Here is an 18,039-nt window from a genome sequence, read left to right as displayed (position 1 = left end):
GCCTGCAGCAGCACTCGGCCCTAGAGGTAGTCTCCGCCATGTTCGCGGGCAATCTCCAGAAGGGTTGAATGGAAGGCTACCTCTGCGGGCGCATACACCTTGTCCTGGCGCTGGGCCAGAAGAACCCGTCGCAGGGGTGCGTCAGCGCCGAGGCTTAGGGTCCTTACATCCGGGTGCTGCAGGGCTACTGCTGTCTTGGGGACCATCGCCACACCCATCCCGACGCTGACCATGGCTTGGGCCTCTTGGTAATCGTTGGCCAGGAAACCTATGTTCGGTTCGAAGCCGGCGTCGTGAGCGGATCGTTGAAGTACCTCAACCACTGGGTGGGCCTCCGCACGGACTATCCATGACTCCTTTCGGAGGTCTTTCATGGAGACTTCATCACGATCTGCCAAGGGGTGCCCCTTGGCCACGAGGATCACCGTGCTCTCCTGGAAGACTTCAGTGATGCGAATGGATTCGTCGTTGAACCGGTTCCACGGGTAGTCCCAGAGCAAGCACAGCCCGGTCACTCCGGATTCCAGGTCCGACACGAGTTCGTCAAAGCGGGCGCTGCGCACTGACAAGGCAATAGCGGGGTAGCGCTTCTTGAACGCGCGGATCACCAGCGGCAAAAAGGAACCGGCCAGCGTGGGGAACGTCCCCACGGTCAACGATCCGCGGTTCAAACCGGCGATCTGACCCAGGTCGGACCGGGCCGCACGCATCTGCCCGACGATCTTTCGCGCGTGTCCTGCCAAGACCTGACCGGCCTCAGTGGGAACCACACCGCGGGACCGGCGATTGAGGAGAGGTTGCCCTACCTCCTGCTCCAGCTTTCGGAGCTGCTGGGAGACGGCGGAGGGTGAGTACATCATGATGTCGGCCGCGGCCGTGATGGATCCTTGCTCAACCACCTCCACCAGAAGGGCGAGCCGCCGAATATCAAAAAGATTCAGATTCTCATCGTTAAGCACTGCTACACCCTTCCCTATATTTGGTTCATTCTACGCATCCTCACCACCTTTAGAGCGTTCTGGGGCGTCGCTACCATCGGTTCAGCAATCTGCAACCATATCCCCACCCGCTGTTGGCACTGAATGAAGTATCCCTAAACTCCCCCTCATATTTTGAACATTGTCTTCATATGTGATCCGCATCATCCTCGTAACAGGCACAAGAAATTTGCACGATGCCACGAGAGGCAAGGAAGCACAATGAAGATCGAAGCTGAATGGATGCGCGGAGGCACCAGCAAATGCTGGGTCTTTGAAACTGAAGACCTGAACAGGGCCAGCGTCAATCTGGACGACCTCCTGCCCCGGCTCTTCGGAAGTCCCGATTCCCGGCAGATCGATGGCGTAGGCGGGGCTACTTCAACCACCAGCAAGGCAATGATCCTTCGCCGCCCGGAGGACCATGACGTGGATGTCGAGTTCACTTTCGCCCAGGTGGGCATCGAAGAAGCCTCGGTTGACTGGGGCAGCAACTGCGGGAACTGCTCTGCGGTTGTGGGTCTCTACGCCATCGAGAAAGGGTGGGTAGTTCCCGACGGCGATTCCACCCGGATCGTCACGCGGAACACCAACACCGGTCAGATCATCATTCAACGGGTTGCAACTCCCGCAGGCGCCCTGCCGATCGCCCCGAACGCGCAGATGCCCGGCGTCGTTTTTCCCGGTTACAAAGTGGGGCTCGGCTTCCAGGATCCGGCAGGCAAGACCACCGGGCAGTTGCTGCCCACGGGCGCAGCAACCGACACGATGGTGGCCGGAGGAACACGCTGGACTGTTTCGATGGTGGACGCCGGCGCGCCAGTTGTCATGGTGCGGGCTGAGGAACTTGGACTGGACACTGCCCGCTACGAGACGTGGAAAGCCGGAGTTGAACTGCAACTGGACACCCTGGACGTCATTCGCCGCCAGGCAGCAGTCCGAATGGGTATGGCTGCAACTCCCGCTCAAGCCGCGCGGGCTGTTCCCAAGCTTGCAATCGTCGGCCCGCCCGAAGGGCCCGACGCCGAGGCTGACGTCAACGTCATGATGCTCTCCATGGGTAAACCACATCCCGCCCTGGCGATCACCGGCAGCATCGCGCTGACGCTGGCTGCCCGCACGCCCGGCACGGTGCTGAACACCATCACTGGCAACACATCCGAAGCAGTCCTGAGGCTCAGGACCCCTGCCGGTGTCATCGAAACCTGGAGCGAAGGACATGAAGGATCCCTACTGGTGGGGGTCGACCGAACAGCGCGCACCATCGCTTCAAGCATCATTCACCTCCCGGAGACTCTCGGCAACGTCGTCGAAGCCTCACTAGCAACAGCCACTCGATGAGGAGAAAACACCATGGCTAAGACTATTTTCAAACCAGCTCCCGAGGCCGAGAGCGAGATCCGGGAACAGGGTTCCCAGCGCACCAACAACCGCCGCCGTATCCTGCTGATAACGGTTGCCGCTTCTGTCATTCTGGGTCTGGTCGCCATCCTGTTCGGGGGTGCCATCTTCAACCCGGCGGCTACCCCGGAATCGGAGCCGACCATGACCGCCACCCAAATCATCCCGCTTGTAATCCTCGTGGTGATGTTCGTCGTCGCCACCAAATGGCCACTGAACATCGGTGTTATGGGACTCGTGGCTTCCTTCGGCGTCGGCTACTTCATGCTCGGCATGACCGATAAGGAAATCCTGGCCGACTTCCCCGCCAACATCGTGATCACGATCATCGGCGTCACCTACTTCTTCAGCATGGCCCAGCGCAACGGGACCATCGACATCATCGTCCAGAACTGTGTCCGGCTGGTGCGGGGCAAGACCCTGCTTCTGCCGTGGGTCTTCTTCCTTCTGGCAGCGTCACTCACAGCACTGGGCACCTTCTCACCCGCCGCCGTCGCACTGCTGGCACCTGCCGCTATAGGCCTGGCCTACGAATCACGGATCCACCCCGTCCTGATGGGCGCCTTCATCATCAACGGAGCCCACGCCGGAGGCTTCTCCCCGCTCTCCGTGGCTGGAGTCCTGGTACATGACATCGCGGTGAAGAACGGCTTTCCGATCTCCCAGGGCACACTTTTCGCGGCGAGCTTTGCCCTCAATCTGATCCTGTCGGTGCTCACGGTGGTGCTGTTCGTTCTCCTGGGTAAGCTTCGCGACGGCGCTGGCGGCCAGCACGCCGACCTCGAGACGCGCACCACCCGGCCGCATGGCCAGCAGATCCTCACCCTTGCGCTGATCGTTGCCATGCTGGTTTGCGCCCTGGGATTCCACATGCCCATCGGTTTCATAGCCCTCTCTGCCGGACTTTTGCTGGCGCTGGTCAACATCAAGGAACACCGGACCTTCATCGGCGGTGTCTCCTGGTCCACCGTGCTGCTTGTGGCCGGCATGATCACGTACGTTTCCCTGCTCCAGCACGTGGGGGTCATCGATACCCTCGCCGAGCAGGCTTTGGCGCTTGGAGCACCACTCCTCATCGCCCTTGTGCTCTGCTACGTCATCGGCGTCGGCTCAGCCTTCGCATCCTCCACCGCACTGCTGACGGCTTTCATCCCGTTGGCCGGTCCTCTCCTGGCAACGAGCTCGCTGAGTGCATCGGGAACAGTGGCTGCCCTCGCCATCGCCGCAACCGTTGTGGATGTATCCCCCTTCTCCACAGACGGTGCCTTGGTGGTAGCCAACGCCCGCGAGGACGACCGGCAGCGTGTCTACAAGCAGTTGATGATGTACGCGGGCGGAGTAGTCCTGGTGGCACCCGCACTCGCCTGGGCCTTGTTGGTACCAACCGGCATCATGTAAGCCTCACGGCCAAAAAACTGCCGGCATCATTGATCGGCCGGCGCGGGGAATGCGCCTTGCACACCTATCGCAACAGGTAGCCCGAGAGACGGGCGCAAAAGCGCAAATCCCACATACCTCCTGCAGGGCAGCCACGCCGGCGGCCCTGCAGGGGGTATTTTCTGGTCTTGCTCCTCTTGGGACATGGACAAGGCGGACCCATATCCGTGGTGGCTTCTGGTGACTAGTGCCTAGGTGTACCGCTGGATTGGCGTGGAATCAGGGTGGGCATGGAGCGCCGGATGAGTGGTTCCTTCCCGGGGTTGACGATGAGGTCGACGGCGGTGGCGGCGATTTGGTCCAGGGGAACGTGGACCGAGCTTAGGGGTGTGGGCAGCCGCGCTGAAAGGGGTGTGTCGTTATACCCGACCAGGGCGAGATCCTCCGGGATGGCGATGCCGTTGCGATGGGCTGCAGCCATGACACCCATGGCAATGTTGTCGTTGGCCGCGAAGATCGCTGTAGGCCGGTGGCTGGCGCCGAGGAGTTCATCACCGGCGGCATAGCCGTTTTCGATGCCGTAACCCGCTGCAATCAGCCAGTTGGCGGGTGCGTTGATGCCGGCTTCTTCCATGGCCCTGCGGGCCCCGGTGAGACGGGCCTTACCGGAAGATGTGAAGTCAGGGCCGGTGACCACTGCTATGTCACGGTGGCCAAGGTCGATGAGGTGGCGCACGGCCAGATAACCGCCCACTTCGTCATCTCCGAGCGCTGATGGGCTGATGCCGTCGGTACGCAGTACCAGGGCATGTGCTACCCGGCGTTCACGCAGAAGGAGGGGAAGTTTGTCATCGAGCCGGGCCGTTGCCAGTATCAATCCGTCCACATTGCGGTCCAGCAGGGTTTCCGCTGCGCGGCGTTCCTCGTCAGGGTCATCACCGCTGGTAGCAACCATGGCGAAGTAGCCACGGGAGGCGGCAGCTTTTTCGAGTTCTTCGAACATCAGGGCCATGACGGTGTCGCTCAGGCGAGGGACCAGAACCCCCAAGGTCCGGGTCTCGCCCCGACGAAGACTGGACGCGAAAGAGTTCCTCCGGTAACCGAGCTCCTCAGCTACCTTCCGGACGTTCGCCGCGGCCGCGGACCGGGAGGTGGTCCGCTCATCGAGGGCGCGACTGGCCGTGGAGATGCTTACACCACTGGCCGCTGCGACGTCCTTCAGTGTGACAACGTTGCCGGGGGCGTCCGGTTCCATGGCGTTTCTCCTAGTCGGCATAGGTGTTACAGACACTCTAATCCTCCTGACTTGCAAACGTTCCCTTGACAGTGAGCTGCGACACGTGCAAACTTGAAAACGTTCCCGCAAACGTTCCCACAAATGCGGAACTGCCAACATCAATGAAGACAAGAGGTAGCTGTAATGACACTCGATCTCCGCGGACTCAGCCCCGCACCTGTAACCCCTTTCACCGAAGATGGCGCTGTCGACTTCGCTGCGATCCAGCGTCTGGGTTCGTGGCTGGGATCGATTGAGGGCGTGAAAAGCCTGGTGGTCCTGGGACATGCCGGCGAAGGCACGTTCCTTACCGAAGAGGAACAGCTGGACGTCATCCGAGCCTTCGTGGCATCCACAGACGGCCGCGTGCCGGTGGTAGCCGGTATTACCAAGGAGGGCAATAAGACCGCAGCCCTCGAAGCAAAGAAGGCGGTGGAAGCCGGCGCGTCAGCGGGCCTGGTCTATCCCTCGCATGGGTGGCTGCGTTTCGGATACCAGAACGGTGCGCCGCAATCGCGCTACAAGGAAATCTACGAAGCGTCCGGCCTGCCGCTGATTCTCTTCCAATACCCGGACAACACCAAGGCCACCTACGATCTGGACACCCAATTGGACATCGCGGGCCAGGAAGGCGTGTTCGCCACGAAGAACGGCGTCCGCAACATGCGCCGGTGGTACACCGAAATCCCGGCATTGCGCGCCGCGTACCCCGAGTTGCAGGTGCTCTCCTGCCATGACGAATACCTGCTGCCGACGATGTTCGACGTCGACGGTCTACTCGTCGGCTACGGCAACATCGCTCCCGAGCTGCTCGTCGAGCTGATCGAGGCAGGCAAGGCACAGGACTACCCGCGCGCCCACGCCATCCACGAGCGGCTCCTTCCGGTGACCAAGAACGTCTACCACCGTGGGTCCCACATGGAGGGCACCGTCGCCTTGAAGTGGGGTTTGGTAAACCGGGGCATCCTGGATCACGCCACGGTACGCACCCCGCTGCTGCCCCTGCCTGCAGGCGCCGATGCAGAAATCGCGGAAGCCTTCGCCGCTGCAAACATCAGCAAGGTCACAGCCAACGTCTGAGGACCGCAGGGTGCGTGCAGGGAAAGGTGAAATGCACGCACCCTGGTTCGACTACCGCCCGCGTTGATACGTGGGCAATCGGCCACTTCGGTGGGCCGCCCACCCGACATTGAGGTCGGGATTAATGAAGTCAAAGAAGACTGAGCGGGAGAATAGTCCCGTGGAAGGAGGGCGCGCCGTGATTGAGCATACGAAGACGCCTAGCACCTCGCGTACCCCGGGCGCCGGTTTGGGGCATCTACCCCCCAGCAGTGTCCGGACCAGTGCCGAGACCCGAAAGACCCGCCGATCCTTCTGGGGCCAACTTGCCCTGATCGGACCAGCCTTCGTCGCCGGCGCCTGGCAATTCGGACCCGGCAACCTTGCCACCGCCGTCCAGGCTGGCAGCGGATACCAATACACCCTGATCTGGGTGATCGTCGTGTCCACCATCCTGATGATTTTCCTGACCGACATGAGCGTGCGCCTGGGTATCAAGTCTCCGGTGTCATTGATCCAGTCAATCAAAGACCACCTCGGCAAGAAGGTCGGGGTGATCGCCGGCATCGGCGTCTTCCTGGTTACCTTGTGCTTCTCAGTCGGCAATGCCGTCGGCCTCGGCCTCGGCGCGTCAATGCTCCTTGGCGGATCACCGGTGATGTGGACCATCATCGGCACCGCCATGGTGGCCACCATCCTCCTGTTCCGCAACGTCTACCGGGTCATAGAGAAGGTTCTGGTGGTGATGGTCGGCGTCATGGCAATTGCTTTCGTCACATCGGCCTTCATCGCGAACCCTGACTGGGCCGCGGCAGCATCCGGCTTAATTCCCCGCGTTCCCGGCGATGCCTGGTTGCTGGTCATCGCCCTTGTCGGCACCAACTTCTCCGTGAACGCCGCCTTCTACACCTCCTACGGCACCAAGGAGCGCGCACGCAGCGAGGCAGACTACCGCGACATCACCATGGTGGATACGATTCCGGGAATCGTTGCCCCCGGCATCATGACCTCCCTCGTGATCGTCGTGGCTGCATCCGTACTCGGCGCCACTGGCCAGGCAGCCGCAACTATGGGCCAACTCGGCAGCATCTTCGAACCCCTTGCCGGCCCAATCGGCACCGCGATCTTCGCCATCGGGTTCACCGGCGCCGCCTTCTCCGCCATGACCGCCAACTGCACCGCCGGGGGCACCATGCTCTCCGACGCACTCAACCGGCGCGGCACCAAAGGCATCACTTCCGGCACACAGAAACTGATCAGCGCCATCATCCTCGCGTTCGGCCTCACCATCACCGTCATCTTCCAGACCTCACCGGTGCAGGTCATCGTCATTGCCCAAGCGCTGACAATCCTGGTCGCACCCCTGCTGGCCACCCTGATCGTAGTCATGGCGAACCGCCGCGAACTGATGGGAGCGCTACGCAACAAGTGGTGGCAGAACCTGCTGGGCGTGTTGGGCCTCCTCGCAGTACTTGCCCTGTCCATCCGGCTGATCCTCAACTTCGTGGCAGGCTAACTCCGGCCAAGCGCGGCAACAACCGGTGCCCCCACCTAAAAGGTGGGGGCACCGTGGCGCTTCAGACCCTCAGTCCACCGACTGCAACCCTGCGTTCGCCAATATCGAATCCCGGCCCACCCGGAACTGAATCAATCAGCCGGCGTGTGTAGGGATGCTGGGGGTTCCCGTACACCGAATCAACATCGCCTTGCTCCACCACTTCGCCGTGGAACAGGACCAGTATTTCGTCGCTGACGTGGTGCACAACGTCCAGGTCGTGCGAGATGAAGGCCATGGTGAGGTCCAGTTCCTTACGGAGCCTGCCAATGAGGTTCAAGATCTCAGCTTGTACCGAGAGATCCAAAGCGGAGGTGATCTCGTCCGCGATGATCAGTTTCGGCTGCACAGCCAAAGCACGGGCAATAGCGATGCGTTGGCGCTGACCGCCGGAAAACTCGTGTGGATAGCGTTCGGCCACTTCGGGATCCAGGCGGATGGTTGAGAGCCAGTAGGAGATCTTCTCGCTGTGTTCCTTGGGGTTGGCCCGGAGGGGATCGATTGCCTCCGCGAGGGTTTGCCCAATGGTCCGCCGGGGGTTGAGCGAGGAATACGGATCTTGGGGAACCATCTGCACGGCCCGCCTCATGCGGCGTCGCTCGACTCCGGACATTTTGGTCACGTCGCGGCCGGAGAAAGAGATCACTCCATCACTCGGCTTCACCAGGCCCACAATCGCTTTGGCCATAGTGGACTTTCCCGAGCCCGATTCCCCCACGATGCCCAGCGTCTTGCCTGATTGGATACTGGCGTTCACGCCTTTGAGGACAGTGGCGGCGGAACGTCCGGAACCGAACGTGACCTTGACGTCCTTCAGTTCCAGAACCGGCTGATTCTGAGTTGTAACAGCGCTCATTTGGCGGTCTCCTCGACAGTCCGGCTGGTGGTGACGTGGCCGCCCGTAGCGGGGTCGTCGTCGAAAACTTCATCCAGGGCGAAGTCCTTGGCTGAAATGGTGACGAGCTCGGCCTTACGTTCAGCGATGGATGGTGTCGCGGCAAGAAGTGCTTTGGTGTACGGGTGCTTCACCTTGCCGGCGGCGAGTTCTTCGCCTGTGAGCCGCTCGAGGATCTTGCCGCCGTTCATCACGATGACCTTGTCGCATAGCGCCTGCACCACACCGATGTCGTGGGAGATGAACAGCATGGCTGTGCCCATTTCGCGGTTGATGGTGCGGAACTGCCTGAGCACATCGGCTTGGACTGTCACGTCGAGGGCTGTGGTGGGCTCATCGGCGATGATCAGGCGAGGGTCCGTGACCAGGGTCGACGCGATCATGGCTCGTTGCAGCATCCCGCCGGAGAGTTCGTGGGGGTGTTGCTTCATGCGCTTCTCCGGTTGGGTGATCCGAATGTCCGCTAGAGCCTTGATCATCCGTCCGAACGCTGTGCCCCTCGACTGGCCGAGATGTACCCGGCTCACTTCGGTTAGCTGCGATCCAATGCGCAGGGCCGGATTGAAGCTGGTTCCCGGGTCTTGATACACAAGGCCAATCGACGTGGCGAGCTCGCGTGGGTTGTTCTTTTTCAGCAGGTTGAGCTCGCCGAGGCGCATTGTCTTGGCACTGACGCCGAGTTCCTCCGGCAGCAGCCCGGCGATGGACATGGCGGTGAGCGACTTCCCGGAACCGGACTCTCCCACCAGACCCACCACTTCCCCGGCGTGGATGCTTAGGGACACGCCCTTGACCAACGGAAGTCCCGACGGCGTGGTGACGGTCAGGTTGTCCACCTCCACCAGCGCTTCGGCATCAGCGCGCAACGAAGCGGGCACTTCGGATGCCTTGCGGAGGCTGCCGAACTTTCGCCCACCGCGGGGATCGGTGGCAGCTGCGAGGCCGTCACCGATCAGCATGGCGCTAAGACCCGTGATGGTGATCATGATCGAAGGCATCACGGCCTGAAGCGGCTGGGAATAGATGTTGACGAGCCCCTCGTTCAAGAGGCGGCCGAAGTCATACTCAGGGTTCTGCACGCCGAGTCCGATGAAGGACAGGCTGGACAGGTCAATCAACGTGGTGGCGAAGACCGTGGCGGTCAGTACCAAGAGCGGCTCTGCCATATTCGGCAGCAGGTGCCGAGTGATGATGTGGGGTCCGGAGACGCCAAGCAATCGGGCTGTTGACACGTAGTTTCGCTGCGAGATCGAGGCCGCCATGTTGGCAGTGAGCCGGGCGAAGGCCGGAATGCTGGCGATGGAGATGGCCAGCACCGCAGACCAAGTGCCCTGGCCGAGGATGGCGGCGATCAGCAACGAGAAGATGAGACTCGGGTAGGCGACGGCAGCTTCGATGACACGGAGCACGGCGGCGCGGATCCGACGCGGTGCCAGCCATACGGCGGTGCCGATTGCGATGCCTGCGACGACGGCAATTGCCGTGGTCGCCGCCGTCATGAGGAGTGTCAGGCGGGTGGCGACCAAGGACCTGGCCAGGACGTCGCGGCCGAAATCGTCGGTTCCGAGCCAGTGCTCGGGACTTGGTCCTTGCGAGGCCTGCGGGGTGAGTTTTTCCGCAGCTTCTGTGAGGAACATCGGCGCGAGGATGGCGGTGAGGACCATGATGGACATCATCACGATGCCGACAATGAGGCCGGTGGTCCAGCGGAACCTACGGCGTGGACGGGCTATCTCAGCCATTGGACTTTCCTCCGAGCGTACGGGGGTCGATGAGGCCGAGGATGACGTCGACCAAGAGGTTCAGCACGATGGCCAGGAACCCAAGGACCAGGATGATCCCCTGAATGACGGGGTAGTCCTTGTTCACGATTGCTGTGACGATTTCGCGGCCCAGCCCCGGCCAGTTGAAGACGTTCTCCACGATGATTGCGCCACCGAGCATGCCGGCCAAGATGAGCCCGGCCAGGGTGAGGGCCGTCGTCAGCAGATTGGGCAAGGCGTGCCGGGCGTAAAGGCGCACCGATGGCAACCGCCACCCGCGGGCAGTCCTCAAGTAGTCCTGCTCCAACACAGTTGACGTCTCGCGGCGTACTACGCGGGCAATGGAGCAGATGGGAGCAATCGACAGCCCGATTACGGGAAGGATGAGGGCACTCAAGGAAGCCGCACCAGCTGCCGGGAGGACTTTGAGAATGATCGCAAAGACCACCACCAGCATGGTGGAAACCACATACTGCGGAACTGCCTGGAAGAATCCGGTCAGCATGCCGAAGGACACGTCGAGCCACTTCTTACGGCCTCCACGGGTCAGGATGCCCACGAGCATGCCCGCAGGAACAGAGACAAGGAGCACCAGGATGATGCCGAGGACGGCGAGTTCCGCGGTGAAGGGAAGCTTGGTGGCGATGATCTGCGATACCGAGGTGCTGTAGGCAAAGGACTCCCCCAGATCTCCGGTGAAGAGACCGCCCACGTAGCTGATGAACTGCACATAGAGGGGATCATTCAGGCCCAGGCTGTTGCGGATGGCCTCGATTTGTTCCGTCGTGGCGTCCGCTCCGGCCACTGCAACGGCAGGGTCGCCCGGGATGAGCGGAACCATGAAGAAGGTCACGACGACGAGCAGGACGACGGAGATGAGGACACCGCCGGCGCGGCGAAAAGCGTAGTCGGCCCACGGGGAAAGACTCAGGGCACCGCCCCGGGGGCGCTTGGTGGCCCCCGGGGCTGTGCTCTCAAGGATCTGTACTTCCTTGGAGAGCATGGTTGGTTCAGTCATCGTGAAACCTCTGCTTACTTGGTGATGCGCATGGTGGCGTAGTCGACAATCCCCGACGGCGCCTGGATGGAGAACCCGGAGCGCTGCGCGACGATCTGCGGCTCGCCGACGAACGGAACGACGTCGTTGTCGCTCAGGATGCTCTTCTGCGCTTTGGTGTATGCGTCGCAACGGGCCGATTCGTCGGTGGCGGACTGGGCCGTGGCGATGTCCGCGAGAATGTCCGCGTTCTCCCCGCCGCCAATATTGCGGCCGCCCTTTTCGGTGGGGACGCCGGCGATGCGGGTCAGCGATGCTGCCACGGTACCGACGAAGTTGGCGTCACCTTGGACGGTAAGGTCCCAGGTTTCGGGCTTGGTCTGGGTCATGGTGGCCCACGCTCCGTTGTCCACGAGCTGGAGTTCCACCGTGGCCCCTGCAGCACGGAGGGCTTCCTGGACGTAGGTGCTGCCTGCACCGTTCGGGCCGATGCTTGTGGTGCCAACCATCTTGAACGTCTTGCCTGCGAGAACAGCCTTGGCTGCTGCTGCGTCCTCCGGGGTCAGGCTTGAGTTATCCGGGAGCGCACACGGAACGGTAGGGGCGACGATCGAGTTGTAGGTAATGCCCTTGCCTGCGTAAGCAGCGGAGTTGAAGGCCTGCTGGTTCATCAGCTGTGCCACGCCCTTACGCAGTGCGGGATCCGTGAAGGGGCTGCCTTCGCGCTGGTTGAAGAGCAGGAAGATGCCGGCAAACGGGACTGTGGTGACGGCATAGTCCTCGTTGCTTTCGAAGCGCTGGACGTCCGCGGGCGCGATGTCAGAGACGTCCATCTCGCCTGTCAGGAGCTGGTTGGCCACCGTTGTCTTATTGACGCCGGGGAAGAACCGAACGGTCTTGGCTGGAGTTCCCTCCAACGGTTTGGACCACTGGGGCCAGGCCTTGTAGTCCTCACGCAAGGTCATGTCGTAACTGACTCCGTGACTGGACTTCGTCAGTGTGTACGGGCCGGAGAAGGCTCCTTTGACGCTGCCTTTGGCCAGGCCCTCCAGATCAGCGAGTCCTGCCGGGCAGATGATGCCGGTCTGCGCCAAGGTCAATCCGCCGATGAGTTCGGACCACGGCTGCGCAAGCTTGATATCCACGGTGCCAGCGGCGTCATCACCGGTAATGGTGGGCTGGCCGGGACCGAAGACTAGCTTGCCGAAGTTGTTTTTGGTGGCTGGATCGGCGAAGTAGCTCAGTGACTTGGCCACGATACTGGGGGTGATGGCTGTGCCGTCCGCACAGGTGGCATCCTTGCGGATGGTCAGCGTGGCTTCAGAGGCGGTGGACTTCCAATCGGTGGCCAAGCCGCCAATGAACTTCCCGTCGGCGTCCCGGCGAACCACAGTGTCGAACAGGAATCGCGCTACCTCGTAATCGTCCTTCGCGTTGGCCTTGGCTGCATTGAAGGTGGTGGGGTCGGCGTTGAGGGCCGTCCTGATGGTGTCGGTGGACATTGCTCCGCCGGTGCCGCCGGAGGAAGCCTGACCGCCCGTGGTGCAACCGGTCAAAAGGAACGCGGCGGCGGTAACGGTCGCCGCCGCTGCCATGAAAGTGGAACGTCCTTGCATAGGGATGAGCCTCCTGGTCGCCTTCGAGTGCCTGGCCATTGCGGATGCGAGCGCATCTGGCGGGGAAACGAAAGGAATTTGATCTGCGATAACTTTCGCGAATGAGAAGAGTTTCTCTAATTGGGCGGAGGAAGTCAACGGTTTTTTGTGAGTTCGCCCACAGGTGACCCCCGCCACGCCGATGTTTTACACACTGGAAACAGAAGGGCCTTGACGCGGTGATGAAAAAACGCGAAACTTTTCTCATATGTGATTGACGTCTCAAGGCGTCCAACTCATCCGGAACCCGGACCAACCAAAGGTGGAAGACATGGCAACGACCCTCGAGCTCACAGTCCGCAAGGCACAGTGGACCCGGCCGCCGCGGGAACTGGTCCGCGCATTTGAGGAATTCCCGGTAGCCAACATCGGCGATGCCATGGAACGCCTCGGCCTGGTGGACGGAAACATCAATCCGGTCTGGGCCGGGGCCAAGTGCGTGGGCTCCGCCCTGACGGTTTTGGGCGCGGCAGGCGACAACGCCGCCGTCATCGAGTCCCTTAACTACATTGAGCCCGGCGACATCCTCGTGATCAACGGCTTCGGCCACGAACACCGCGCATTGGTCGGCGAACAGCTCTCCCAACGGTTTGAGGCCGCTGGCGCAACGGGCGCCGTCATCGACGGCTACATCCGTGACCGCGCCACCATTACCGAGATCAAGTTCCCCGTCTTCGCCCGTGGCACCACCCCCGCAGGACCCTTTAAGAACGGCCCCGGCGTGATCGGCGAACCCGTCGCCATCGGCGGCATTGTTTGCTCCCCCGGTGACATCGTCGCCGCCGACGATGACGGAGTCGTCGTCATCCCCCAGGCCCGCGCTGCCGAAATCCTCGAACTCGTCAGAGCAGTTGCAGTCCACGAGGCAGAAATGACAGCCGAGATCACCCGCGAATACAGCTAGTCCTCCCCTACTCCCCCAACGGGACCCCGCTTAGACTGAGAGAACCCGCAATGACTAACACATCGACGGAATCAGTGACACTGAACACCGCTCAAATCAAGGTCGTCACCGCTGACGGCAAGGTGGTGCGCAAGGCAACCCTGGCCGGCACCATGGGCTCCTTCGTGGAATGGTATGACTACGGAATCTACGGTCTGCTCACCACGTATCTGGCCATCAACATCATGGGTTCCAAGGACCTCGGTTCGCTGCTGCTGACCAACGTCGGCTTCCTGGTGAGCTTCCTGGCCCGCCCCTTTGGCAGCGTCATCGCCGGTTACCTCGGCGACAAGCTGGGACGCAAGAACCTGCTTGCAGTGCTCCTGCTCCTCATCTCCGGCGCCACGGCTTGCATCGGCCTCATCCCGTCGTCCTCAGTGATCGGCTGGGCTGCCCCGGCTCTGCTGATCCTCTTCCGCATCCTCCAGGGTTTCTCGGCGGGCGGTGAAGTGGCAGGCGCCATGGCTTTCGTCGGCGAGTACGCCCACGACAAGCACCGCAACTTCTCCATGAGCTTCATCGCGGTGGGCTCCTTCTGCGCGCTCCTCTTCGGCAGCGGCTTCTCGGCCATGCTCATCACCACGCTGGGCGATGCCACCATGGAAGCCTGGGCTTGGCGCATCCCGTTCCTGTTCGCCCTCCCGCTTGGTTACGTTGGCTTCTACATCCGTTCCAAGATGGAAGACACCCCGCACTTCGCGGCACTGCGTGAACGCAACGTTGTGGAGCACAACCCCTTGCGGGCCGTGTTCACCTCCAAGCGCCACCTCAAGGCCATCGCCCTGACCATCTTCCTGCCCGCAGTGAACGGTCCCGGCTACTACCTGCTCTTCGCCTACATGCCCACGTATTTGAAAACACAGCTAGGCAGCGGCAACAACTTCAGCATGCTGCAGGCCCTCATGGTCACGGCCGTCAGCCTGGTTGCCATCATCATCGCCATCCCCCTCATGGCCCGTTTGTCCGACCGCATCGGCCGCAAGCCCGTCCTGATGCTTTCGGCAGTGCTCATGGCCGTGGTTTCCTACCCGATGTTCGCCATGATCACCACCGGAAACATGGCACTGGCCTGCGTGGCCACCGTCATCATGGCCATCGCTTTCTCCGGCCACGCCGCCGTGGTCCACACCGTCCTGACCGAAATGTTCCCCACCACTGTCCGCTACAGCGCCTACAGCATTGGCTTCAGCATCAGCACCATCATCTTTGGCGGCAGCGCTCCACTGGTGATGACCGAGCTGATCAAGAGCACCGGCAACAGCATGGTCCCGGCCTACGCCGCGATCGGAACGGCCGTCATCACTTTGGTCTCCATCTTCTTCCTCAAGGAGACCAAGGGACAGCCGCTGGCCACCCACTAACGAGACACGCACGACGGCGGCCTGCCGCCATTGCCGACCGGCCGCCGTCGTTGGACCATAAAGCACCACAACGAAACCATTGGGAGTCACCTTGGGCATCAACTCAGTCGCTGTCGTCGCAGACCTCGGCGAAAGCTATGGCAACTACACCATCGGAGACGACGACGCCCTGCTGGGCCTGGTCACCGCCTCCAACATCGCCTGCGGCTTCCACGCCGGAGACCCGCGCGTTATGGACACCACCGTCAAGGCCTGCGTCGAGCGCGGAATCGAACTTGGCGCGCACCCCGGCTACCCGGACCTGGTGGGATTCGGACGCCGCCTCATCGAGGCCAGTGAAGAGGAAATCCGCACGGATGTCCTCTACCAGATCGGCGCTCTGGACGCCTTTGCCCGCATCCACGGCGGCAAGATCAGCCACGTCGCCCCGCACGGCCGGATGGGCAGCATCGCCCAGACCGATGCGAAGCACGCCCGCGCTATCACGGACGCCATCAAGGCTTACGACCCGTCGTACATTGTGATCTGCCAAAACGGCCTACTTGCCGACGAATCCCGCAAGCGCGGGCTCGAAGTGGGCTACGTCTTCTTGGCCGACCGCGGCTACGGCGAAGACGGCATGCCTGTTTCCCGCAATACCGAGGGCGCTCTCCTCCACGATCCTGAGGAGATCGGGCGTCGTGTGGTCCAGGTTGTCACCGAAGGAACGGTTCGCGCCGTCACCGGCAAGGTGGTCCCGCTGGGCCACGACGCCGACGTCGTCCTCCTGCACGGTGACCACCCGCAGGTCCTGGAAAACGGCACCGCCCTCCGCGCCGCGCTGGAGAAGGCCGGCGTCAAAGCCACCGGTCTGCAGGAAGTCCTGGCCGAAAAAGCCCGCCTGGCAACGGTCTGATTCAGCCGCGCACCTACTACCGAGCACCCAAGGACACATGAGCACGTACCCAGCTCCCGGACAGCTGATTCCGGCATCGGCCATCCCAGACATCAAAGCAGTTCCGTTCGGGGACTCCGCATTGATGGTCAGCATCGCCTCCGGGACAGTTGAGGAACGCCAGACGGGAAGCCGGAAGCTGCGCGAAATCCTGCTGGAGGTCCGTCCCCATGGCCTGCTCGACGTCGTGGCCGGCATTGATTCCGTCCTCGTGGAATTTGACTGCCTCGCCGTCAGCCACGGCCAGCTGGCACAAACCATCCGGTTGGCCGCGGCAAGCAGGAGCTTCGAGGGCACCGGCCCATCACAAACGGGAAAGCATTTCGTCATCCCCATCGTGATCAACGAAGCCTTTGCCCCGGATCTCAGGGACGTGGCGGAAGAACTAGGCATCAGTAAGGAAGCCGTCCTGCGGCATCTTGAAGCTTCCGAGCTGACCATAAACCTCCTGGCCTCGGCCATGGCCCCCATGATGGGGCGGGTAGAGTTCCCGGGACAAGTCAGCCGATGCAAGGAACCCCGCACCAACGTGGACCCGGGATCCGTAATGGTGGCCGGCACCAACGCCATCATCCAGCCGTTCCCGGGGCCCACTGGCTGGAAAGTCATCGGACGTACTCCCCTGACCATCTGCGACATTCGGGAAGACCCGCCCACCTCCTTTAAGCTCGGCGACACCGTGCAGTTCAAGGTGGTCCCGGAAAGTGAATGGAAACGGCTCGAAGGACGGTTCCTGCGCACCGATTCGTACACCACCAAGGAGGTTCACTGATGCCGGCGTCCGAGCGAAGCGTCACCATCAAAATCCGTGAAGCGGCCTGGCTGGCAACCTTCCAGGATTTGGGCAGGGAACAGTCCGAGGCATTGGGTGTTCCCTGTGGCGGGGCGGCAGACCAGCACTCCGCGTCCGTGGCCAACATCCTGGTGGGCAATCCCCGGAATGCCACCGGCATCGAAATCATGGGTGGCCGGTTTTCCTTCACCACGGCCAGGCCCCTCTTGATCTCGGTCACCGGAGCGCCGGCCGATGTCACCGTCAACGGGAGCAAAGTACAGATGTGGGAACCTGTGTGCGTCCCTGCCAAGGGAAGGGTGGTTATCGCCAACGCCCACGGCGGCATGCGCAACTATCTCGCTATCAGCGGCACGCTGGTCACCGAACACTTCATGGGCAGCGCCGCACCCGAAGCACGGATGGGCTTTCCCCAGCAGATCTCTGTTGGGCAGCACCTGGACCTCGTTACGGCCTACGCCGGCTTCGAGCACCCTTACCTGACACAGCCGTTGTTCCGCCTCCCAGTACCTGTTCCTTCGTTCGATCACCCGGTGTGGAGCATCGACATCGTTGAAGGCCCCCACACTGATGCGGCACACGGAATCAGGGAGTTGCTCGCCGCCCGGGAGTACACGGTGACGGCGAAATCCAACCACGTAGGGCTGCGTCTTGATGGGCCGGTAGTGCATCCGGAAGGGCTCGGTGAGATCGTGTCCCACGGTGTGCCCATCGGCGCCTTCGAAATTCCGCACGGAGACGAACTCATCATCTTGGGCCGTTACCGAACCCTCACCGCCGGCTATCCCATTGTCGCCTTCGCCACCAAGGCCTCGCTTCCCATGTTGGGACAAGCCCGGCCCGGCCAGCGCATGAGATTCCGCTGGGTGGGCCAAGAAGAGGCTGTCGAAAGCCAGCACGAGTCCCAGCGCCGGCTGAGCCTCTTGGAATCGCGAGTGCAGAGCCTTTTCGGCGCCATCGACCTGCCACATCATTCGCGACCGGTCGCGGCGCAGGAAGCGGCCTGAAGCACTTCACGCCCGAGGCACTTGACGCTCACGTAGACTAAATGAG

General features: G+C 61.9%; 15 protein-coding genes. 9 read left to right on the top strand and 6 right to left on the bottom strand.

The features are described from left to right. Positions 1–20: 20 nt before the first annotated feature. A complete protein-coding gene (locus tag BMY91_RS08930; protein WP_090821038.1) occupies positions 21–959 on the bottom strand; it encodes a LysR family transcriptional regulator in 939 nt (312 codons plus the stop codon). A gap of 240 nt (positions 960–1,199) precedes the next feature. On the opposite strand from BMY91_RS08930, the gene BMY91_RS08925 reads away from it, so the two are divergent. Beyond that, positions 1,200–2,318, top strand: a complete 1,119-nt coding sequence (locus BMY91_RS08925; protein ID WP_090821036.1) for a PrpF domain-containing protein — start codon at positions 1,200–1,202, stop codon at positions 2,316–2,318. Positions 2,319–2,330: 12 nt separating this feature from the next. Next, on the top strand, positions 2,331–3,776 hold the full coding sequence (locus tag BMY91_RS08920) for an SLC13 family permease (RefSeq protein ID WP_090821034.1): 1,446 nt from the start codon (positions 2,331–2,333) through the stop codon (positions 3,774–3,776). 223 nt (positions 3,777–3,999) lie between these two features. Here BMY91_RS08920 and BMY91_RS08915 read toward each other — a convergent pair whose 3' ends face one another. Beyond that, positions 4,000–5,010 (bottom strand): LacI family DNA-binding transcriptional regulator, encoded by a 1,011-nt coding sequence (locus BMY91_RS08915; protein ID WP_090821032.1) that lies wholly within the window; start codon positions 5,008–5,010, stop codon positions 4,000–4,002. 165 nt (positions 5,011–5,175) lie between these two features. Between BMY91_RS08915 and BMY91_RS08910 the strand changes: the two genes are divergently transcribed. Further along, the gene (locus BMY91_RS08910; RefSeq protein ID WP_090821030.1) at positions 5,176–6,111 is read left to right on the top strand and encodes a dihydrodipicolinate synthase family protein; all 936 of its coding nucleotides are present in this window, start codon (positions 5,176–5,178) and stop codon (positions 6,109–6,111) included. A 178-nt stretch (positions 6,112–6,289) separates the two neighbouring features. Beyond that, positions 6,290–7,606: an Nramp family divalent metal transporter gene (locus BMY91_RS08905; RefSeq protein ID WP_218143834.1), complete on the top strand. Its 1,317-nt coding sequence runs from the start codon at positions 6,290–6,292 to the stop codon at positions 7,604–7,606. Between the two features lie 61 nt (positions 7,607–7,667). Here BMY91_RS08905 and BMY91_RS08900 read toward each other — a convergent pair whose 3' ends face one another. Genes BMY91_RS08900 through BMY91_RS08885 form a run of 4 tightly spaced genes read right to left on the bottom strand, consistent with a single transcriptional unit; the run spans position 7,668 to position 12,895 of the window. Beyond that, positions 7,668–8,501 carry an ABC transporter ATP-binding protein gene (locus BMY91_RS08900; protein ID WP_090821027.1) on the bottom strand — a complete coding sequence of 278 codons (834 nt, stop codon included), beginning with the start codon at positions 8,499–8,501 and terminating at the stop codon, positions 7,668–7,670. Then, positions 8,498–10,282 (bottom strand): dipeptide/oligopeptide/nickel ABC transporter permease/ATP-binding protein, encoded by a 1,785-nt coding sequence (locus BMY91_RS08895; protein ID WP_090821025.1) that lies wholly within the window; start codon positions 10,280–10,282, stop codon positions 8,498–8,500. Before BMY91_RS08895 ends, BMY91_RS08900 begins: the two co-directional genes overlap by 4 nt. Continuing rightward, entirely contained in the window at positions 10,275–11,321 is a 1,047-nt protein-coding gene (locus tag BMY91_RS08890) for an ABC transporter permease (RefSeq protein ID WP_256212660.1), read from the bottom strand. Before BMY91_RS08890 ends, BMY91_RS08895 begins: the two co-directional genes overlap by 8 nt. Positions 11,322–11,335: 14 nt before the next feature. Continuing rightward, positions 11,336–12,895, bottom strand: a complete 1,560-nt coding sequence (locus BMY91_RS08885) for an ABC transporter substrate-binding protein (RefSeq protein ID WP_177179883.1) — start codon at positions 12,893–12,895, stop codon at positions 11,336–11,338. 331 nt (positions 12,896–13,226) lie between these two features. Between BMY91_RS08885 and BMY91_RS08880 the strand changes: the two genes are divergently transcribed. The 5 genes from BMY91_RS08880 (at position 13,227) to BMY91_RS08860 (ending at position 17,993) form a co-directional block, all read left to right on the top strand. Continuing rightward, the gene (locus BMY91_RS08880; protein WP_090821019.1) at positions 13,227–13,859 is read left to right on the top strand and encodes an RraA family protein; all 633 of its coding nucleotides are present in this window, start codon (positions 13,227–13,229) and stop codon (positions 13,857–13,859) included. A 50-nt stretch (positions 13,860–13,909) separates the two neighbouring features. Next, on the top strand, positions 13,910–15,259 hold the full coding sequence (locus BMY91_RS08875) for an MFS transporter (RefSeq protein ID WP_090821017.1): 1,350 nt from the start codon (positions 13,910–13,912) through the stop codon (positions 15,257–15,259). Positions 15,260–15,350: 91 nt separating this feature from the next. Continuing rightward, entirely contained in the window at positions 15,351–16,154 is an 804-nt protein-coding gene (locus BMY91_RS08870; protein ID WP_090821016.1) for a LamB/YcsF family protein, read from the top strand. 37 nt (positions 16,155–16,191) lie between these two features. Then, entirely contained in the window at positions 16,192–16,965 is a 774-nt protein-coding gene (locus BMY91_RS08865) for a 5-oxoprolinase subunit B family protein (RefSeq protein ID WP_090821014.1), read from the top strand. Then, complete coding sequence (locus BMY91_RS08860) at positions 16,965–17,993, top strand: 5-oxoprolinase subunit C family protein (protein WP_090821012.1); 1,029 nt, start codon at positions 16,965–16,967, stop codon at positions 17,991–17,993. Before BMY91_RS08865 ends, BMY91_RS08860 begins: the two co-directional genes overlap by 1 nt. Positions 17,994–18,039 lie beyond the last annotated feature (46 nt).

Source organism: Arthrobacter sp. yr096 (assembly GCF_900108925.1).
Classification (GTDB): domain Bacteria; phylum Actinomycetota; class Actinomycetes; order Actinomycetales; family Micrococcaceae; genus Arthrobacter.
The sequence above is the reverse complement of the archived record's forward strand: the minus strand, read 5'-3'. Positions and strand labels throughout refer to the sequence as shown.